This window comes from Paenibacillus silviterrae, assembly GCF_030167925.1.
GTDB lineage: Bacteria > Bacillota > Bacilli > Paenibacillales > NBRC-103111 > Paenibacillus_G > Paenibacillus_G silviterrae.
Genome location: NZ_JASKUT010000001.1, coordinates 2936416 through 2955816 on the forward strand (window position 1 = coordinate 2936416; position 19401 = coordinate 2955816).

Annotated in this window: 19 protein-coding genes; 8 read left to right on the forward strand and 11 right to left on the reverse strand. The window is 54.1% G+C overall.

Annotated elements, in window-relative coordinates:
- The first annotated feature begins 114 nt into the window (after positions 1-114).
- The 4 genes from QMO62_RS13430 to QMO62_RS13445 all read left to right on the forward strand — a co-directional run bounded on the left by QMO62_RS13430 (position 115) and on the right by QMO62_RS13445 (position 5374).
- A complete protein-coding gene (locus QMO62_RS13430) occupies positions 115-483 on the forward strand; it encodes a PadR family transcriptional regulator (RefSeq protein ID WP_284644941.1) in 369 nt (122 codons plus the stop codon).
- Complete coding sequence (locus tag QMO62_RS13435) at positions 455-1267, forward strand: permease prefix domain 1-containing protein (protein WP_284641574.1); 813 nt, start codon at positions 455-457, stop codon at positions 1265-1267. Before QMO62_RS13430 ends, QMO62_RS13435 begins: the two co-directional genes overlap by 29 nt.
- Positions 1268-1706: 439 nt before the next feature.
- Positions 1707-3932: a ribonucleoside-diphosphate reductase subunit alpha gene (locus tag QMO62_RS13440; RefSeq protein WP_284641576.1), complete on the forward strand. Its 2226-nt coding sequence runs from the start codon at positions 1707-1709 to the stop codon at positions 3930-3932.
- A 404-nt stretch (positions 3933-4336) separates the two neighbouring features.
- On the forward strand, positions 4337-5374 hold the full coding sequence (locus QMO62_RS13445; protein WP_284641578.1) for a ribonucleotide-diphosphate reductase subunit beta: 1038 nt from the start codon (positions 4337-4339) through the stop codon (positions 5372-5374).
- A 191-nt stretch (positions 5375-5565) separates the two neighbouring features.
- Here QMO62_RS13445 and QMO62_RS13450 read toward each other — a convergent pair whose 3' ends face one another.
- Positions 5566-7290, reverse strand: a complete 1725-nt coding sequence (locus QMO62_RS13450; protein ID WP_284641580.1) for a diguanylate cyclase — start codon at positions 7288-7290, stop codon at positions 5566-5568.
- Between the two features lie 57 nt (positions 7291-7347).
- Positions 7348-7728, reverse strand: coding sequence for a response regulator (locus QMO62_RS13455; protein WP_284641582.1), 381 nt, complete (start codon positions 7726-7728; stop codon positions 7348-7350).
- A 218-nt stretch (positions 7729-7946) separates the two neighbouring features.
- On the opposite strand from QMO62_RS13455, the gene QMO62_RS13460 reads away from it, so the two are divergent.
- On the forward strand, positions 7947-8333 hold the full coding sequence (locus QMO62_RS13460) for a hypothetical protein (protein ID WP_284641584.1): 387 nt from the start codon (positions 7947-7949) through the stop codon (positions 8331-8333).
- A 17-nt stretch (positions 8334-8350) separates the two neighbouring features.
- On the opposite strand, the gene QMO62_RS13465 is transcribed toward QMO62_RS13460, so the two are convergent.
- The gene (locus QMO62_RS13465) at positions 8351-8734 is read right to left on the reverse strand and encodes a gamma-glutamylcyclotransferase family protein (protein WP_284641585.1); all 384 of its coding nucleotides are present in this window, start codon (positions 8732-8734) and stop codon (positions 8351-8353) included.
- 142 nt (positions 8735-8876) lie between these two features.
- On the opposite strand from QMO62_RS13465, the gene QMO62_RS13470 reads away from it, so the two are divergent.
- Complete coding sequence (locus QMO62_RS13470; RefSeq protein WP_284641587.1) at positions 8877-9017, forward strand: N-acetylmuramoyl-L-alanine amidase; 141 nt, start codon at positions 8877-8879, stop codon at positions 9015-9017.
- Between the two features lie 14 nt (positions 9018-9031).
- On the opposite strand, the gene QMO62_RS13475 is transcribed toward QMO62_RS13470, so the two are convergent.
- The 5 genes from QMO62_RS13475 to QMO62_RS13495 form a co-directional block, all read right to left on the reverse strand.
- Positions 9032-9814 (reverse strand): LamB/YcsF family protein, encoded by a 783-nt coding sequence (locus QMO62_RS13475; RefSeq protein ID WP_284641589.1) that lies wholly within the window; start codon positions 9812-9814, stop codon positions 9032-9034.
- A gap of 91 nt (positions 9815-9905) precedes the next feature.
- Positions 9906-10211 (reverse strand): CD3324 family protein, encoded by a 306-nt coding sequence (locus QMO62_RS13480; RefSeq protein ID WP_284641591.1) that lies wholly within the window; start codon positions 10209-10211, stop codon positions 9906-9908.
- 696 nt (positions 10212-10907) lie between these two features.
- Positions 10908-11915 carry a 5-oxoprolinase subunit C family protein gene (locus QMO62_RS13485; RefSeq protein WP_284641593.1) on the reverse strand — a complete coding sequence of 336 codons (1008 nt, stop codon included), beginning with the start codon at positions 11913-11915 and terminating at the stop codon, positions 10908-10910.
- Positions 11912-12700, reverse strand: a complete 789-nt coding sequence (gene pxpB / locus QMO62_RS13490) for a 5-oxoprolinase subunit PxpB (protein ID WP_284641594.1) — start codon at positions 12698-12700, stop codon at positions 11912-11914. The genes QMO62_RS13485 and pxpB overlap by 4 nt, the downstream gene beginning before the upstream one ends.
- Positions 12701-12706: 6 nt before the next feature.
- The gene (locus QMO62_RS13495; protein WP_284641596.1) at positions 12707-13510 is read right to left on the reverse strand and encodes an alpha/beta hydrolase; all 804 of its coding nucleotides are present in this window, start codon (positions 13508-13510) and stop codon (positions 12707-12709) included.
- A 193-nt stretch (positions 13511-13703) separates the two neighbouring features.
- On the opposite strand from QMO62_RS13495, the gene QMO62_RS13500 reads away from it, so the two are divergent.
- Positions 13704-14378: a putative endonuclease domain-containing protein gene (locus QMO62_RS13500; RefSeq protein WP_348651704.1), complete on the forward strand. Its 675-nt coding sequence runs from the start codon at positions 13704-13706 to the stop codon at positions 14376-14378.
- Positions 14379-14615: 237 nt separating this feature from the next.
- Here QMO62_RS13500 and QMO62_RS13505 read toward each other — a convergent pair whose 3' ends face one another.
- Together QMO62_RS13505 and QMO62_RS13510 are read right to left on the reverse strand one after the other, a co-directional pair.
- Positions 14616-14741 (reverse strand): hypothetical protein, encoded by a 126-nt coding sequence (locus QMO62_RS13505; RefSeq protein ID WP_284641598.1) that lies wholly within the window; start codon positions 14739-14741, stop codon positions 14616-14618.
- 188 nt (positions 14742-14929) lie between these two features.
- Positions 14930-16522: a bifunctional metallophosphatase/5'-nucleotidase gene (locus QMO62_RS13510; protein WP_284641600.1), complete on the reverse strand. Its 1593-nt coding sequence runs from the start codon at positions 16520-16522 to the stop codon at positions 14930-14932.
- Positions 16523-16747: 225 nt separating this feature from the next.
- Here QMO62_RS13510 and QMO62_RS13515 point away from each other — a divergent pair, with 225 nt between their 5' ends.
- Positions 16748-17722 carry a phosphate/phosphite/phosphonate ABC transporter substrate-binding protein gene (locus tag QMO62_RS13515; RefSeq protein ID WP_284641602.1) on the forward strand — a complete coding sequence of 325 codons (975 nt, stop codon included), beginning with the start codon at positions 16748-16750 and terminating at the stop codon, positions 17720-17722.
- A 112-nt stretch (positions 17723-17834) separates the two neighbouring features.
- Here the strand turns inward: QMO62_RS13515 and QMO62_RS13520 are convergent, their stop codons facing one another.
- Complete coding sequence (locus QMO62_RS13520; RefSeq protein ID WP_284641604.1) at positions 17835-19373, reverse strand: extracellular solute-binding protein; 1539 nt, start codon at positions 19371-19373, stop codon at positions 17835-17837.
- Between the last annotated feature and the right edge of the window lie 28 nt (positions 19374-19401).

Genomic DNA, 19401 nt, shown 5'->3' on the forward strand with positions numbered 1-19401 from the left:
ATAATAAATGTAGCATATTCCAGAGATACAAACCAAATTTACACTTAACCGTTGCATAACTTGGTACTCTATATTATTATGTACTTAATCATATGAAGGCGAGGTTTGACGGCGGTGGAGGTTGACAAGGAGCTTTTGAAAGGAAATATCGATTCGATGCTGCTCTCTCTCCTTCTGGACAAGCCCATGTATGGCTACGAGCTCGCCAAGCGGGTTCGCGAGAAGAGCCGTGGACAGTTCGAGCTGAAGGAAGGAACGCTTTACCTTGCACTAAAGCGTCTGGAAAAGCACGGCTATATCGAGGCTTTCTGGGGCGAGGAGGCCGAGTCCGGGGGCGGGAGACGCAAGTATTACCGCCTCCTCCCTCCCGGAGAAGAACGTTTCCTGCAGAAACAGGCGGAGTGGCGATTTATGCGCGAGATTATGGATACTTTTTTCGAAGGAGGAGCCGGGAATGAACGACAAGACAAAGCTTCGAATTGAAGACTACATACAAAGTGTATTTCGAGGGTTCGAGGGGGATCCCCAGGAACTGGAGGAGCTCAAGGAGGAGATGCGAGTCCATCTGCTGGAAGCCGTAAAGGAGCTGCAGGAGGAGGGGCTATCGGAGGAGGCCGGCGTGTCGCTCGCTCTTGAGCGATTCGGCAGCGGGAAGCAGCTTCAGCATGAAATGCTGAGTACCCTCTCCGTGCAGCATGTGTTCGCGCGCAGGCTGCTGTATGTGTCAATGGCATTCGCTCTGATCGGTGTCTTGATCTTCGGATATTTCTTCGCTCAAGAGCAGCTGCACATGGCTCAGAAATCCAAGCTGGATACAGGTGTATGGGAGCTCCTTAAAGGTCAAACGGAAATCACGCCGCAGCTGCGCGAGCAGCTCGATCGCCTGGCTTCCGAGAATTTGTACGGGACCGAATATATCGCTCTCTTTCGCGCGGAAACGCTGCTGGAGGATCCGTTCCCTACCGCGCTGGAGAAGGCGGTCTATCTGTACCCGCGGGATGCGGTATACGACGAATATCATGGCGCGGGCGGCGGTAGCGGTCCGGAATGGGCTATGCAATCTCAGACAGACCCTGCTCTGCATACCGGCTACCGTCAGGGCTGGAGTCTGCCCTTCTTCGCCGTATATTGGGTGCTGTTCGCTCTTTGGGGAATCATTACCGCCTACCATCAACGAAGACTTTCCTTGGCATGGGTGCTCCTGTTCTCCCTTCTTAATTTCGCCGGGTATGCGCTGTTCCGGTTCCGCCGCAGGTGGGGCGGCTAGCTTGTATAGGGTTCGAGCTCGGTATATTTCCGAGACGGATCCTTTTTTATTTTCATTTATTTTCATGAATCGGCGAAACCCCTTGATGCACCTAGGAATCTACCGAAATGTCGAAATTTTAGGCAAATTTAAGAGATTGACAGGGGTGGTGCAAATGAGGTAAATTCTTCTTACGGCCTTCGACGGAAACAATATATAGTGTTGTTAGGAACAACGACCTACGATATATTGTGTGACTGTCACGGAACAGTGTGGAAACTAATTTCACTATGACTGCATAACGAAGGATAATCCGAGATTCGTAATTTTTTGTCATATCGGCACGAACTTATGCGCTAGACGCATGAGCGACAACCAGAGTGAAGGGCAATCTGCATGTATCCGCCACCCGGGCGGAGGGCATGCTTTTTATTTGCGAAGGAAAGGGAGATAAGTACTCATGATCATCGTCAAACGCGACGGCACGAAGGAAGAGCTAGTATTCTCCAAAATGAAGAAGGTTATCGATTTCGCCTGCGAGGGCTATCCGGAATGCGACCCGCTCGAGCTCGAAACCGCGTTGCTGCCTTTATTCCGCAACGGCATCACCACCAAAGAAATCCAGCGTCTCCTGATCCAAGTAGCGGTAGAGAAAACCAGCGTCGAGCAACCGAACTGGCAATATGTCGCCGCGAAGCTCCTTACTTACGATCTTTATAAAGAAGCCCGCCTGAACCGTAAATACGGGCACTTCGGCTATGGAGATCTTTATTCTCTCATTACTTACTTAACGGATATGGGCCTCTACGGCAAATATATTCTTGAGCATTACACCAAGGACGAAATCTCTCAGCTAGGCGCTTATATTAAGCCTGAGCGCGACTATCTGATAAATTATATCGGTTTGAAAACCTTATCCGACCGCTACCTCATTCGCGGCTTGGACAAGGAAGTGCTGGAGCTGCCCCAGGAGCTGTTCATGGGCGTAGCGATGCATCTGGCCATGAAGGAGCAGGACAAGCTTCACTGGGCCAAGCAATTCTACGATGTGCTCAGCAAGCTGGAGATGACTGTGGCAACGCCGACACTCGCAAATGCACGCAAGCCGTTGCACCAGCTGTCCAGCTGCTTCATCGATACCGTTCCGGATAACCTCTGGGGTATTTACAACGTCGATCAAAGCTTCGCACAGGTATCCAAGCATGGCGGCGGCATGGGCATCTACGTCGGCAAGGTGCGCAGCCGCGGCTCGAACATCCGTGGCTTTAAGAACGTAGCCGGTGGCGTTGTGCCTTGGATCAAAAATTACAACAATACCGCGATCGCGGTAGACCAGCTCGGCGTTCGTTCCGGTGCGGTAGCCGTCTATTTGGATGTGTGGCATAAGGATATTTTCGATTTCCTGAACCTGAAGACGAACAACGGTGACGACCGCATGAAGGCGCACGACATCTTCCCTGGCGTTTGTATCCCGGACATCTTCATGAAGGCTGTCGAAGAGCGTCAAAGCTGGTACCTGTTCGATCCGCACGAGGTGCGCAAGCTGAAAGGCTATTCCATCGAAGACTCGTGGGGTGAGGAATTCGAGCAGCGCTATTGGGATTGCGTAAATGACGAGAAGCTGTCCAAGGACGAGGTTCCTGCCATTGACATTATGAAGCGGATCTTGACGAGCTCCTTCGAGACCGGCACGCCGTTCCTGTTCTTCCGTGATACGGTCAACCGTGCGAATCCGAACAAGCATGCAGGCATGATTTATTGCTCCAACCTGTGTACGGAAATTTGCCAAAACATGAGTGCCACCGAGCTGGAGCAGACCACTCATGAAGACGGCATTATTACTACCAAAATGAAGAGCGGCGACTTCGTCGTGTGCAACCTGTCCTCTACGAATCTGGGACGCACCTATACAAAGGAAGACATTGAGCGCGTAGTTACAACCCAAATGCGCATGATGGACAATGTCATCGACTTGAACTACTATCCGATTCCGCAAGCGGAAATTACGAATAAGAAGTACCGTGCCGTCGGCCTCGGCTCCAGCGGCTACCATCAAATGCTCGCTCAGATGAAGATTCAATGGGAATCCGACGAGCACGTGGATAAGGCTAACGAGATCTATGAGTGGATGAACTATTGCGCGATCAAGGCTTCCATGGAGATTGCTAAGGAAAAAGGCCCTTACCCTGCTTTCGAAGGCAGCGAGTGGCAGGATGGCTCCTACTTCGACCAGCGCGGCTACACCGGCTCCGAATGGCAGGAGCTGAAGGAGCAGGTGAAGCAGTACGGCGTCCGCAACGGCTGGATGTTCGCTATCGCCCCTACGGCTTCGACATCTCTGATCGCCGGCTCTACCGCAGGGATCGATCCGATCTTCAACAAGTTTTTCGTGGAAGAGAAGAAGAACGCGGTTATTCCGCAAACGGCACCGAACCTCGGACCGGAGACCATGTGGTTTTACAAGGAAGCGCATCGCATCGACCAGCACTGGAGCATCAAGGCAGCCGGCGCCCGCCAGCGCCATATCGACCAGTCGCAGTCGTTCAACCTGTACATTACTCCGGAGCTTTCGGCGAAGGAATTCCTGGAGCTCTACATGGCAGCATGGAAGCACGGCTTGAAGACCGTATATTACTGCCGCAATAAGAGCCTGGAAGTGGAAGATTGTGTGAGCTGCTCGGCGTAAGGCAATTGAAGTAGTGCTACGCGCCGGTGTTCCGAGGAAATATCCATTTGCCCTAAGCTCAAACAGTTGCACCCCATCCTTTGATTAGATTGGAAGGTATGGATGGGGTGCAAAACTCGCGGCAAATGGACATTCCTCTCCACACCAGCCAGCACTACTTCAATCGACGGAGCAGTGGAATAGTGGAGTGGCGCGGCTGAAATCGCGCCAGCCTTGGAGAAACGAATGTTCAACGTGATCACGGGTCACTCTAACGTAGTGCTTGTATCAGGAAGTCCCTTGCCGCTAGGCAGGGGACTTCCCATACGATAAGCGGCCCTTGCATTACATGATGTATAAGTAACAATAGGACCGCCTTTGTCACGAGATGCCAAGACAGGCGGATGGAAAGGGATGACTCAGCCTTGGATTTGCAAAAGAAAAAGCTTTTTAACGAGGATGGCGACCGTGACTGGGGCAAGCGCCGCATGATCGGCGGAAACACAACCAACCTGATTGAGCTCAACAACGTGAAGTACGATTGGGCTACCAAAATGTACCGTACTATGATGAACAACTTCTGGATCCCCGAAGAAATTCCTTTGGCCCAGGATGCGAAGGACTACAAGTTCCTGTCGCCGGAAGAGCGCCAAAGCTACGATAAAATCATCAGCTTCCTGATTTTCCTGGATTCGCTTCAAACAGCCAACCTGCCGAACATCAATGAGTACATTACGGCGCCTGAAGTAAATCTTTGCCTCACCGTTCAGACGTTCCAGGAAGCCGTTCACAGCCAGAGCTACTCTTACATTCTGGACAGTGTTTGCTCTGCAGAGGTTCGAGACGATATTTACAACCAATGGCGCGAGGACAAGCATCTCGCACGCCGCAACCGGTTTATTACTGACCTCTATGAGCGTTTCATCGATGAGCCTACGACGGAAAACCTGATGCGGACGATTATGGCCAACTACATCCTTGAGGGCATTTACTTCTACAGCGGCTTCAGCTTCTTCTATGCCCTGGGTCGCCAAGGCAAAATGCTGGGCACCGTATCCGAGATCAAATATATTCAGCGCGACGAGCTGACGCATTTGGCCTTGTTCCAGAACATCTTCCGTGAAATTCGCAAGGAGAATCCGGAAATGTTCACCGACCAGCTGATCGAGGATCTGCGCGGCATGATGCGCACCGCCGTACAGCATGAGATCGAATGGGGCCAGTATATCACCAATAACAAAATTAACGGTCTCAGCAACGAGATCATCGACCAATACATCAAGTACATTTCCAACGAGCGGATGAAGAAGCTGGGTCTGGAAATTTTATACCCGGAAGTCGTAGACCATCCGATGAAATGGGTCGAGAGCTTCAGCAACATGAACAGCATGAAGACCGACTTCTTCGAGCAAAAGGTAACCAACTACAGTAAGTCCTCCAACCTGAACTGGGACGACCTGTAGGTCACTGGGCTATGTGCCTTATAAGAAAAGCTTCTATCGAAGCCCTTTCAAAGTAGTGCATTCGTGTCCAAAAGGTAGCTTTTCTTGAAACATCAGAATCATTGAGCTCCGCTCAAAACTTATAAATTCTAATATTATAAAAGGAAGGACCTTCCATTCGGAAGGTCCTTTCCTTTTTATATTGGACATTATTATGATGGCAGGTCCAGCAATTCCTTCACCTTCAGCTCCATCTCCACCATGGAGAAGGGCTTGTGCATGAAGGCATGCGCCCCCAGCTGCAAGCCGCGGCTCACATCGTCCTCGCGGGTGCGGCCGGAGAGCATAAGAATCTTCGTATCCACGCTGCGTGTGCGCGACTCTTGCAAACGCTCCAGAACGCCGAACCCGTCCATACGCGGCATCACCCCGTCCAAGACGGTCAGGTCAACCGGCTTGTCCTGGAGAATACGCAGAGCCTCTTCCCCATTCGTCGCCTCAAGGAAATCAATCGGCAGATGTTTTAGCTTAGCTATGAGAATGGAACGCAGGATTTTGTCATCGTCTGCGATTAAGACGGTTTTACGCGGTTCAATGGAAGCAGTGGACTCCGCGACTGCGGAGACAGGCCTGTTATCCTTCACTAGCACACGGTTGCGTCCCGATTGCTTGGCATCGTACATCGCCGCGTCGGATCTTTCGATCCATTGCTGGACGGACATGCCCGGCATCCACTCGGAAACCCCTGCGGAAAAGGTGATATGAAAGGCTTGTCCCTCATACTGGGCTACCGGTCCTTGATTCGTAAGCTGCAGAATATGCTCCAAGGTTTTCCTCGCATCGGAGGCATGGGTGTTCGGCAGCACGACGACAAATTCTTCCCCCCCAAACCGCGCAACGAGATCCGTCGCCCGCAGATGATGCTGAAGCATGTGCGCCAGCCCCTGAAGAACCAGATCGCCGATATGATGCCCATAGGTATCATTAATGGATTTAAACCGGTCAATATCGATGAACCCCAAGGAAATCGGTGCCGGGTATCGGGAAATCCGCTGCAGCTCCGCTTGAATCTGGTGGTCAAAGTACCGCCTGTTGTATACCCCGGTCAAAGGGTCGCGAAACGCCATCTGCTCGAAGGTTTTGGTCCGCTTCAGCAGGCTGTAAATCCGGGCGCTGAGCTCCCGATACTGGAACGGCTTGGACACGTAATCATCCGCCCCCAGATGAAAGCAGCGAACCTTGTCGTTCACATCACTGCGCCCGGATATGACAATAAGCGGAATCCATTTTAGCGTCGGATCCTCTTTCAACTGCTCGAACAATTCGTAGCCGCTTTGCGGGTGCATCATCAGATCCAAAGTGATAAGATGATACACATGCTCCCGAAGGAGCCGCTCTGCAGTTTCGACGTCAGCGGCTTCATCTACCGTATAGCCGTCCAGCTTCAGCAAACGAACCAAATAGGAGCGAAGCACTTCATCATCATCGATGATCAGCAGTCGCTCTCCACTCGGTGCAGTCATCGTAAAAACCTGATGCTCATCAAGCTCCAGCTCGCGGGTATAAATGTCCGTCTCCATCTCAAGCTCCTGCACGATCGGAAGGCTTGCCTCGATACTCAATGCATACTTTGTGAGCAGAGCTTCCGCCGACGAGTTCTCCTCGAGCTTCTCTTCCGTCCACTGCCACACTTTAACGCAAGCTTGTCCCAGCATACCGATACGCTCGAAGCCGAACATCGGCGCGCTTCCCTTCAAGGTGTGCACCAGCCGATAGATGCGCCGCGCATACTGCAAAGCATCATCCGCTACTTGAAGCTGATGAAGCTCCTGGAGCTCTGCCAGCTGCTTGTGCAGAACTGCGATGTAACGCCTGCGTCCCTCCTTAAGCAAACGGGCCTCCCGTTCAATGCGCTCCTCCTCCGATGCATGTCTCAATATCTTCACTTCCCGCTCTCATCATTATAGATAACGTATCTTTACCGGTAAGCGCCGCTAGCTGCCCTTGCGGATCAGCTCCTCCACGATGTCCAGCAGCTGCAAAGGGCTAAACGGCTTGACGATATATTGAGACACCCCGGCCGCTTTCGCCCGTTCCCGATCCTTATCCAAGGCCTTCGCTGTCAGCAGGATAACCGGAGCCTCCCGATTCGCATTCTCCTCGCTTCGCAGCCACTCGCATACCTCGACCCCGGTCCTCTCCGGCATCATATAATCCAAAATAATTAAATCGAAGCGCTCCGATTCCAAATATTGCTTCGCTTGCTCTCCGTCCTCAGCTTCCGTAATCCGGTACCCTTCGTCCGAGAGTGTTTCCGTCAATAAAAAACGCAGTGCCGCTTCATCGTCGGCAAGCAGGATCCGATAGTTTTCCATACGCAACTAGCCCCCATTCTCAGACCTCTACATGAATTCTTTGGTGTAAAGCATGTCATGGCCCTATTCCTTGTGTGTGTGAAAATACACCTAAACATATGGGCCAAAAGTATGATGTATAGACCCTTTGAACTATGGTATGATCAATGCATAAACAATTCTTGATTTAAATTTTAGTAATATTAGGAAAAACGCCCTATTGAGGAAGGATGATTCGAATGGACAACATTGATCACTTAATTCGCAAGGTGTCCAAGTATGTGTCCTTCGGCCAGCCGATCGCTTCCGGTTCCGTCGTGTCCCAGCGGGTGTCGGATCCTCGGATCCCCATGCTCGCCTATTATTTGTCGCTTAAAGCTTTAGAAGACGATAAAAATCATTACCACGAAGTGTGGTTGAAGAAGGATGGACTCTTCGCGATCACCGATGCCTGGTATCGGGAAAGCACGGTTTCCCGAAAGCTGCTGCAGGATAATTTGACATTCGAGCAGCTGAAGAAGCACTACGGTGACGAAGAATCCCACAACATCGCTTTGCGCATATCCGAAATTATTAAAAAGTCGGAAAAAGAAGACTGGAAGCCGTACTCCGCCAAACGTTTCTAAAGGTGGAGTCCAGGCTTCTATTTTGTATCGCGGTGCGCTCTCCACGAGCCGGATGGAATGCAGGAGCAGCCGCGGGAGTCCATCCAAACGTACACCCAGCCCTCCAGCTCCTCCTCCCTGTTATCGCGAATCCAAACCCGTTCATAATCATTGCTGCAGCCAGCGCCGTAATATTCCTCCAGCTGATCCATGGCAGCCAGCCCTTCTTCCGTAACAACCAGCCATTCCCCTAGTACCGTTTCCCGGATCTCGGGACCGGAGAGGACGAGCGCAGGGTATTCCCCGGCATCGTACAGCTTGCCGCGGACTGCACCGGGCCTTACGGACAGCAAGTAGGGCGATACCACATGATGATTGGTTTCACCCGTCAACAGCGTTCCATAGACGAATACGCGGAGCATGCTTTGGGCTCACCTCGATTGGTTAGCGGTCCCCTACATCATATCATAATTACCTGGACTCGCACAGAACCTGCCACGCCGACGATTCACCATTTGTTTTTGTGGTACATAAACTGGAGAGAAAGAAAGGGGAGGATGACAGATGCTAAGTCCTGAGGATGCTAACAAAATCATACGCTTTCTGTCGGCGGCCTATTTCACAACCGAGTCGGAGGAAGCGCGGAAGGAATTCAACCGGCTGGCCAATGAGCTGCGCAAAGCGTCCGGGCAGCCGGTCCAATAAGGCTCAAGCCATACTTATGCACTGTACGGAGGCGCAATCCGAATCTGCTCCAGTCCCAGCGAAGCTCGAAGCCGCTCGGCCAATCGGGGTGCCTCCGGCCCATCGCCGTGAAGGCAGAGCGTATCCGCCTGCAAGGGAATTACACGCCCCTGCCTAGCTAAGACATGGCCCTCAACCACAATACGTTTCGCCTGCTCCGCTACTGCCTCCGGGTCATGCAGCACGGCTCCGGGCTGGCTTCTTGGCGTGAGCGACCCATCCTGCTCGTAGCTTCGATCAGCGAACGCCTCGGATGCGCTCCTCAGCCCGATCGCATCGGCGGCCCGGACAAGCTCGCTGCCCGCGAGGCCGTACAGAATGAGGGACGGGTCCAGCCGATAAACGGCTTGCGCGATGGCGTCCGCCAGCGGCCTGCTGGCAGCTGCCATATTATAGAGAGCCCCGTGAGGCTTAACATGATGAAGCGTAAGACCCTCAGCCTTGACAAAACCAAGAAGCGCTCCCGTCTGGTACAGGATCAGGTCGGATGCCTCCTCCGGCGTAATGTGCATCGTGCGGCGTCCGAAGCCTTGAAGGTCGGGCAGCCCCGGATGCGCACCGATCGCCACTTGACTGTCGGCGCAAAGCTTCACCGTTCGGCGCATCGTCGCCGAGTCCCCTGCATGGAATCCGCAGGCAATGTTGGCCGAGCTGATGTAAGGCAGCAGCGCCTCATCCGCTCCGATTCGGTACGCTCCGAAGCTTTCTCCCATATCGGCATTGAGGTCAATGGTCATCGGTTTTGGGCTTGTCGTCATCGAGAGAGAGGCCTCCTTCATCGTGAAAATAAGTGCCGGACAAAGAATAAAAGCCAAAAGCGCACGCTCTTGGCCTCCGGTTCGTTCTATATTAGTGCCGCTGGCCGGCTGCTTCTTGGCGACCGGTCAAGCCGCGTGTTTTAACAATGATCTTGCGAATGCTGTCCTCCGACAAATGAAACTGCTGAATGAGCTCCGGTACGGTCGAGCCGTTCTGATACAGCCGGAAGATCTCATGATTTCGCCGTTGAATAGTTTGCCGGGTGCCGTTGTTCTCACCCCAGCCGGCGCGGACCTGGTCCTTTTTGGGAATATAGATAATCTCACCTTGGATGTAATCCTGAAGCTGCTTCAGCAGATTCGCAGGCAAAATATCCTTTCCGTTCTTGTACCCCATTGATGAATGCCTCCTTTCGCGCTTTCTTGTGCAAGAGCCTCGAAAGTTAACAGCATTCCCATCCACTCCTCCTGAACGCCTCGCCGTCTAGGGGCTAAGCGTGCGTCGTTCGTCGTTTGTAGGGGGCATAAAAATAAAAAAACACGATCAACCGCTCGTGTCCTGAATGCCTCGCATATGGTGTCATGATTCTCATGACGATCAGGTGTCGGTAATGGAGAAAACGCTATTCAGTTTCGTAAAACTCTTTTCCTGCCAATGTGCCTCCGTTAAATGTGCCTCCAACAATCTTCTTCATTGATGACACTCCTTTCACCTGAAATTTGGAATATCGCAAAATTGCGACTCATTGTTTCATTATACCTTATGTATGGGAAAAATGTCCATCGGACGTTTGTATTTTCTTATAACATTAGAATTTATAAGTTTTGAGCGGAGCTCAAGGATTCTAATGTTTCAAGAAAAGCTTCCTCTTGCTCACGAATGTACATCCCCGAGAGGGCTTCGATAGAAGCTTTTCTTATAGATCATTTATAAAGGGGCCCGAAGGCCCCCGTAACTTGAGATCTCTGCTTACGCAGAGACCACCTCTGTCATTGTAATCATTGCTCTGATCACTCCTTTCCTTGAATGTCAGCTGGCCGGCTACGTACTTATTAACTCATATTCGCCGATCCGCCTCAAGGGAAGGAATGGTTATAACGAATTAATCCTTGCTCGTACCGATGCCTGAAGGGCTTGCAGCTCAAGCTCCCGCGCCAGGTACAGCGCTTGCGCCTCAGCCTGCGAGATTTCCGTGAAGCGCAGTGTTCCGCCAGGCCGCACTTGGGCGATGAGCGGCAGATCGACGGCGGCCGCCTGGGCGATCCGCGGGTAACCCCCTGTCGTCTGCGCGTCCGAGAGCAGCACGATCGGCCGGCCGGCCGGAGGCACCTGTATGGTGCCGGGCACGACGGCCTCGGAGATCATTTCGAGCGGCGCGCGCAGGGCAAGCGGCGAGCCGTCCAGTCGGCAGCCCATGCGGTCCGACTGCGGGGTTAGGCGCCAGGCTGCGGAGAAGAAGCGTTCGAGGCTGCTCGCCTCGAACGCTTCGGCCTCGCGGCCGCGCACGACGCGGATCACCGGATGCTCCGCATACGGTGGACGCGCCTGGGCCGCGAGCGCCCATGGGGCGGGCACGAGCGGCCCTTCGGCCGCAGCGAGCTGCGCGCGCAGCGAGGCGGCGAGGGCCGGCAGCGGGCCTACGGGCAGCAGGTCGCCTGCTGCCAGGGCCCGGCCGGCCAGGCCGCCGAGCCGCGCGCGCACGAGCGTGCTGCGGCTCGCGAGCGGGGCGGGCACGGCGATGCCGCCCGCCACCGCGAGCACCGCGCGCAAGCCGCGGCGCGCGGGGCCGAGGCGCAGCGTGGTGCCGCTGCGCACGAGCACGGGCCGCCAGCCGGGCAGCGGCGGCCCCTCTACGGCGCGCGCGTCCAGCTCGGCGCCGCACAGCGCGACCAGCGCATCCTCGCGGAAGCGCAGGGTCGCGCCAAGCATCGTCAGCTCCAGCGCCGCATGCTGCGGCTCGTTGCCGACGAGGGCGTTGGCCGCGCGCAGCGCGAAGGTATCGACGGCGCCGCCGACCGATACCCCGATGCCGCGATGGCCATACCGGCCCAGGTCCTGCACCGTCGTCAGCAGGCCCGGGCTTTCCACCAGGATGCTCACTCGTCGCTCGCCTCCTTCCGCTGCTGCCGCTCCAGCTCCGCATACTCGGCTTCGTCGAGCGGCACAAACCGCACCCGGTCGCCCGCCGTAAGCAGCGTCGGCGGCTCCCGGTCCGGGCCGAACAGCCTGAGCGGCGTTCGGCCGATCAGCTGCCAGCCCCCGGGACTGGGCAGCGGATAGATGCCGGTCTGGTGGCCCGCGATCCCCACCGACCCGGCCGGAACAAGCGCCCGCGGCTCCCTTCGCCGCGGGCTGAACAGCCGCCCCGGCAGTCCGCCGAGGTACGGGAAGCCGGGCTGGAAGCCGATCATCTGGACGCGGTATAACGGCTCGCAGTACAACTGGACTGCCTCCGTTTCGGATAATCCGGTACGTTCGGCAACCTCCGCCAGATCCGGACCCACCTCCCCTCCGAAGAGGACGGGAACCGTGACGATACGCCCCTCCGTTCGCGCTCCTTCGTCGGGCTGCTCGCTCCCGATGCCGATCAGCAGCTCTCCCAGCCATTGGCTCATCTGATCATAGGGTGACCAGTCCTCTCCGATTCCCCGCTTCAGCATGTCCCGATACAGGATCCAAGGATCATAGAACACCGTGACACTCGTATAAGCGCGAATCCATTCCGTCACATAAGCGGGAGTTTGGCGGAGCAGTCGATGCACCGTTAGATCCACGAGCCGCTGGGTTTTCTCCTCCATACCGCCCGGAAAGCGAATGACTACGGCCTGTTCCCCGAGCGGGTACAGCTCGTACAGCCGCTCTCCCGCTTCTTCCTGTTTCATCATGCTCACTCAGCCTGCAAAGCCGCGCTTCTTCAGCCATCTGCCGCACAGCTCCGGCCAAGTCGATGCCTCCGCATGCTCCTTCGCCAGGCCAAGCCCGTGACACCCGCTTTCATATACATGCAGGTCGAACGGTACCCCGTGGCGGCGAAGCGCAGCCGCAAACATCAACGCATTCTCCACCGGAACAGACGCATCGTCCGCCGTATGCCATAGGAACGTAGACGGGGTATCCGCTGTTACTTGCTTTTCTGACGAAAGCAGCTCCACCAGCTCGGCAGGCTCCGATTCGCCAAGCAGATTGCGTCTGGACCCGGCATGAGCATGCTCCCCGAACGTAATGACGGGATAGCAAAGCACCAGCAAATCCGGACGGCAGCTTTGACGCTCGATCGGGTCAGCCGCATCGGCTTGTCCAAGGTCGTAATGCGTGCCCGCCGACGAAGCAAGGTGCCCGCCTGCCGAAAAGCCCAAAATCCCCACTCTTTTCGGGTCGATATTCCATTCCGCCGCGTTATGGCGCACCATACGAATCGCTTTTTGCGCGTCGGAGAGCGGGTTCGGATGCTGGTAAGGCGCTACACGGTAGTGCACTACGAACGCGGAAATGCCGAGCGAGTTCAGCCAAAGCGCTATCGGCTCTCCTTCATGATCCGCTCTGCGCGCGTATCCTCCGCCCGGACATACCACGACAGCCGCAGCCGGCTCCTTGCTTTCTATGAGATAGGGAACCAGTGTAGGCTTATCCTCTGCCTCTTCCCCTAGTGCGTTCGGTGTTCCTTCGGGCCATAACAGCAGTCTTTCGCGTTCCATCGATTCAGCCTCCCTAATGATTGGTTACTTGGATAATTACAAAATGATCATACACTATCTTCCGTTTGCGCATAACCCCTTTTTCCAATATAATCAAGGAGAATGCGATCGGCAGTGAAGCACACGCCGCTCTCCATGAGAGGTTATTCTCTCGGGGGAGCGGCTTATTTGCTATTAGGGAGGAGTAGGAGATTTGTCTTTGTCAGCGTTCGAGCTACAGTATGAGGAGTGGCTAACCCGGCATCGCATAGCAAGAAGGGGCGAGCGGCTGCGGCGGCTTGAAGAGGGCCATGCCTACGCGGAAAGGCATTTTATTAAGGAGGTGTGGTGGCCCGCAACAGGGTCATTTCAGTATTTGCATCCGGAGTATGAGGTGTATGACTATAAGGACGGTACGAGATTTCTTGACTTTGCTTACATCCGTCCTCATCTGAAGCTGTGTATGGAGATTGACGGCTATGGTCCGCATCTGCGTCATATGAGCAGGCACCGGTTCTCCGACCAATGGCAGCGGCAAAATCACCTCGTCATCGACGGCTGGCGCATTCTGCGATTTTCGGCGGATGATGTCAGTGAGCGACCCCGTTTGTGTCAGCAAATGATTCAGCAGTTTCTGGGCAAATGGCTGGGGGAGGATCGTTCGCTGCCGAATCTTACCCGGATCGAGAAGGATATCGTTACCCTGGCAATCCGGCTCTGCCGTCCTGTTACTCCCAGCGATCTATGCGAGCATGTGGGTATAGAGAGTAAGTATGCTTATAAGCTGCTCCACCAGCTGGTCTCCAAGCAATGGTTCACTCCGGCGAGCGGAACCAGGCGAATTCGCTCCTACCAGCTGGCGATAGACAATAAAACCTTTTTGCTGTGAGCGGATTGCTGGCAGCATAACGGATTTTCGATCCGTTATGCGGGGCAAATAACGCCCAAAACGGAAAATAACGGATTCTGGAGGACTTATTTTGGCCGAAGCATGCGAGAAGATGCCCCACATGCTAATTTTCTACCGAATAAGTCCCTCAAAGTCCGTTATTTCATCAGAACGCACACATCTCGGCAAAATAAGTCCCTCAAAGTCCGTTATGCTAATGTGAACCCCAATCGCTCCTTATGGAACCGGATCCGGCTCCACCGTCGCACCCACCTGTACCGTCCCTAAGTTGCTTACCTCTATTTCGCCCAGGATCCCCGCTCGCTCGCGCGGTTTACGGCACCGTGTGCCGTTACTGCTCACACATTCCCCGACCCCGACCCCGACCTCTCCCCCTACTTTAACGTCCCTAAGCTACGTACCTCTATTTGCCCAGGATCCCCGCTCGCTCGCGCGGTTAACGGCACCGCGTGCCGTTACTGCTCACACATTCCCCGACTCCGACCTCTCGCCATTTGCCCGGTATTATCGCCGACCCCCAAACAAACGTTCTACTTCCCGTCCCACACAACCTCCCAGTTGTTGTTCAGCGTCGCCTGGATCGTGCCTCGCTCCATAATGTAGTTCGCCAGAAGCTCCGCCATATCCGTCGGGATGTCCTTCACTACAGGCTTTCCTTGGAACATCGCGTAATTTCCGCCGCCGCCCGCACGGTAATTGTTCATCACTACGTCGTACTCGCCCTTCATGTCCAGCGGCTTCCCCTCGTATTCCAACCGTTCCACCCGCTCGCCGACAGGCCGCGAAATATTCAGACGGTAATCGATCCCTTCCCACATATCGTAATTATAGTGCTGCGGCTTCGGATCGCTGAAATCGGGGCTCACTTCAATCGGACCTTCCCCATGATACTCGGCAAAATAGGACGCCGATCGCTCCAGCGCATCCTTAATGTCCTGTCCCGACACGCGAATGACCTGCAGCGTGTTCGGATACACGTAGTTGGATACGATGTCCCGCATCGTAATGTTCTCAGGAAAGCCAGGCGATACGTTATCGAATAATGCCGTGTTGGAGATTGGCGCACCGGATATCTCCATCTGCACCCGGTTGATAAATTCGATCAACGGATGCTCCTGCAGGCGTACCTGCTGGTGGTCGCGGACGAGCATATCCCCGGTCAGCTTGCCGATCGGCTGGTCGAGCCATACCTGGGTCAGCTCCTCATGAGGACGCACCTTCTCTACGACCGCTGCATCAGGTACGACGCCTTCGGGCGACAGCAGCTCCGAGCGCTTTTCCGCTACGCGCCACCGGCCCGTATCATCCTTATGCAGCTTCAGCTCGACCCGCCCGAGATGGGCGCCTCCAACCCCAGGCTGCACAATAACGACGCCATTCACTTCGATTCCCGATAGCACCCTGTGCTGATGCCCCGTCAGCAGCACGTCAATCCCTTCCACCTCCGTACAGAGCGCGTACCCCTGGTTTTCACCCGTGAGCGCCTCCGTCGGCACGCCCGTTGCGAGGTTCCGCTCGAAGCCCCCGTGGTACGAAACCACCACAATATCAGCCCGCTCCACTTCACGAAGCACCCGCACCCACTTCCGGGCCGTTTCGACGGCATCCTCGAAGCGCAGTCCCCGGATATGCTCCGCTTTTTCCCAATTCGGGATATATTTCGTCGTCAGTCCGAGGACTCCTACCCGCAGGCCGCCTTCAAATTCCTTCACCAGATAAGGCTTGCCGAAGTACGGCTCCCCCGTTTGCTCGTTCACAATGTTGGCGGACAGCCAAGGAAACGCCGATTCGCGAACTCCCTTCTCCAGCAGCTCGAGGCCGTAGTTGAACTCATGGTTACCGATCACAGCGGCATCGTAGCCCAGCTCGTTCAAGCTGTCGATCATAGGGCTGATTACGCCCCCGTTCAGCTTCGCATGATGGTATGCCAGCGGCGTGCCTTGAATCAAGTCTCCATTGTCGATGACCAGCAGCGGCCCTCCCTTCTTGCGCTCTTCCCGTATCACAGTGGCCAGCTTGGCAAAGCCCGTTTCAGTAGGCTGATGATTCGCATATAGAATGGGCAGCATATTCCCATGAATGTCACTTGTCTCCAATAGGGTGAGATTATATTCCTGCGTCATCCCGATCACTCCAATATATTTGGTATAATTTCACTTTTAGTTGGACATTCCTAACATACTCCCATAGTAACAACTTTGCTAACTGTATTCAATGTCGACAAGTTAACCCAGTAACCGACAAAAAACACCTTGCTTCACAAAAAATTTACTGTTCGCCCGGCAAAGTTATGTTATAGTAAGAAAAGATTTTCCAAAGAAAACGTAATCTACAGGAGGTCAATTTACATGTTTAAAAAGTTTGCAGCAATCAGCTTATCCGTTATGCTGTCTGCAGGAATTTTGGCAGCTTGCGGCCAAAAGGCGGAGCCGACTCCGGCAGCACCTGCGGGGGGAGACAAAAACCAAACAGCTCCTGCCGCTAAGGGCTATGTTCCTAAAGAACTGACGGTTCAATTCGTCCCGTCCCAAAGCGCTGAAACGCTTGAAGCCAAAGCAAAGCCTCTTGAGAAGCTTCTTGGCGACAAACTGGGCATTCCTGTGAAGGTTTCCGTATCCACCAACTATAACACGGTTATTGAGGCAATGGCTTCCAAGAAGGTAGATATCGGCTTCCTCCCTCCAACCGGTTATGTGCTTGCTCACGACGAGAAGAAGGCTGTAGATCTTCTGCTCCAGGCTCAGCGTTATGCGATCGACGACGCTACAGGCAAAGAAGATCCTACGAAACTGGCTGACAGCTATAAATCCATGATTATCGTTAAAGCCGACTCCCCGATCAAGTCCATTGCTGACCTGAAGGGCAAGAAGATCGCTTGGCAGGATGTTACTTCTTCCGCTGGCTACATCTACCCAGGTCTGGAAATGAAGAAAAATGGCGTAGACCCGGATAAGGACGTTACAGGCATCACGGTCAAAGGTCATGACAAAGGTGTTCTCGCCGTATTGAACGGCGAAGTGGATGCAGCGGCCATTTTCCAAGACGCTCGTAATACGGTTATGAAGGACTTCCCGGATGTGTTCTCCAAAACTCGCGTATTGTTCTTCACTGCCGGTATTCCTAACGATACGATTTCCGTACGTAACGATATGGATCCCGAATGGCGCAAGAAGATCGCCGACGCGTTCATCGCACTCGGTAAGGATCCGGAAGGCTCCAAGATCATCTTCGAGGTATACTCTCACCGCGGTTATGTTGCATCCGACGACAAGAAGTTCGATGTCGTACGCGACGCTAACAAGCTGATGTCAGGTAAAAAATAAGAACGACAACGATCCCCGGAGCTCCTGAGCTTCGGGGATTTTTTACGGATATACAAGAAGGGGCAAACCCTTCAGGCAGGTCTGTCTGCTTGAAGGGTTCGCCCCTTTCCACTTACTTTTTCAATTTTTGATAAGCAGCCTTGTATTCAGCCATAACCTTATCGCCACCGTTTTTCTTCCACTTGTTAACTTCCTCTTGATAGCCGGCTTCGTCGATTTTACCCATGATGAATTTGGTTTGAGCATCCATCATCTGCAGGTCGAGCTCCTGTCCGCGCTCCGAGTAGGTCGGGGATTTCAGCGTCAGCGCCGGGTTCGAGACAATATACTTGATGCCGTCGGATTCCATCTTGGTTCCTTTTTCCCCGATCGGCACGTCCTTCAGCGGCTTCACATTGTAGCCTTCAAGTACAGTCAGGTTATCGCGGTAAGGCTTTACTTCGCGCTGGAAGATATTAAAGCCGTCGCCAATGAATTCTGTCTTGCCGTCCGCCGTGTTACCGAAGTGCGTACCTTCGATACCGCGCAGCAGCAATGTCGACATCTCCGGCTCCATCAGCTTATCGAGGAAGCCGAGCACACGCTTCATCTCCGCTTCCGTCTTCACGGAAGATTTCGGAATGACGAAGAATCCGTTGTTTCCGTTCTCGGAGGCGATGCGGATACCCTTCGGCCCTTCGAAGCTGGCCACATCGATCACCGCACTTGGATTCGTCTTGTTCAGACGATCCTGCTGGCTTTTCCCGTTGGTGGCTACCCCGAATCGGAAGCCGACACGGCCTGTATCCATCCACTTCTCCGCTTCGGCTGCATCAAGCACGGCGAAGTCTTGATTCATCAGGTTCTCTGCATACAAGCGGCGGAACAGCTTCAAGGTCTCCATGAATTCAGGAGTGGTGTACTCCGGTGTGAAGTTCCCGTCCTTATCGACTCCCCACTTGTTGACGCCGCCGAGCATAACGGCAAAACGTGTCGTCATGGATGCTGCGCCTTCGTTATATTTCTTATGAAGGATGATACCGTAGGTGTCGTTTTTCCCGTTCTTGTCCGGATCGTTCTGCGTTAACGCTTTCATGACGTTGTACCATTCGTCAACGGTCTTAGGATAAGCGAGCTTCAGGTTATCCATCCAGTCCTTACGGTATACAACGGCTCCGCGGCCCATGTTGCGGTAGAGCGGTACCCCATACAGCTTGCCCTCGACGGATATATTCTCGAAGAATTGAGGGTTTTGGGCACTCAGGTTTTTATATTCCTTCAGATACGGACCGATCTCCCAGAACAGCTGGGATTCGATCGCATTCACGATCGTAGGGCCCTGGGTCACGCGAAGCAGCTTCGGCATTTCGTTGGATGCCAGCATGACATTGATTTTATCATTATAAGCGGAGGAAGGAATCCACTGGATATCCAGCTTCGTATTTGTAAACTTCTCGATGGCCTGCTCGACCGGATTTCCCTTCGAAGGGATGTCGCCTACCTGGGAAATCGCAACGCTCAGGTCTAACGGAGCTTGATTCTGGCTCTGACTTTGACCTTGCTGACCGGCAGCTGGAGCCTTGCTCTCTCCGCCGCTGCTGCAGGCAACCGTAAACAGCATGGAGCTGACAACCACCGTGCTGACCAACGCACGCTTCTTTACTTTTTTCATTTGACATGACCTCCCATAATATGGTTCT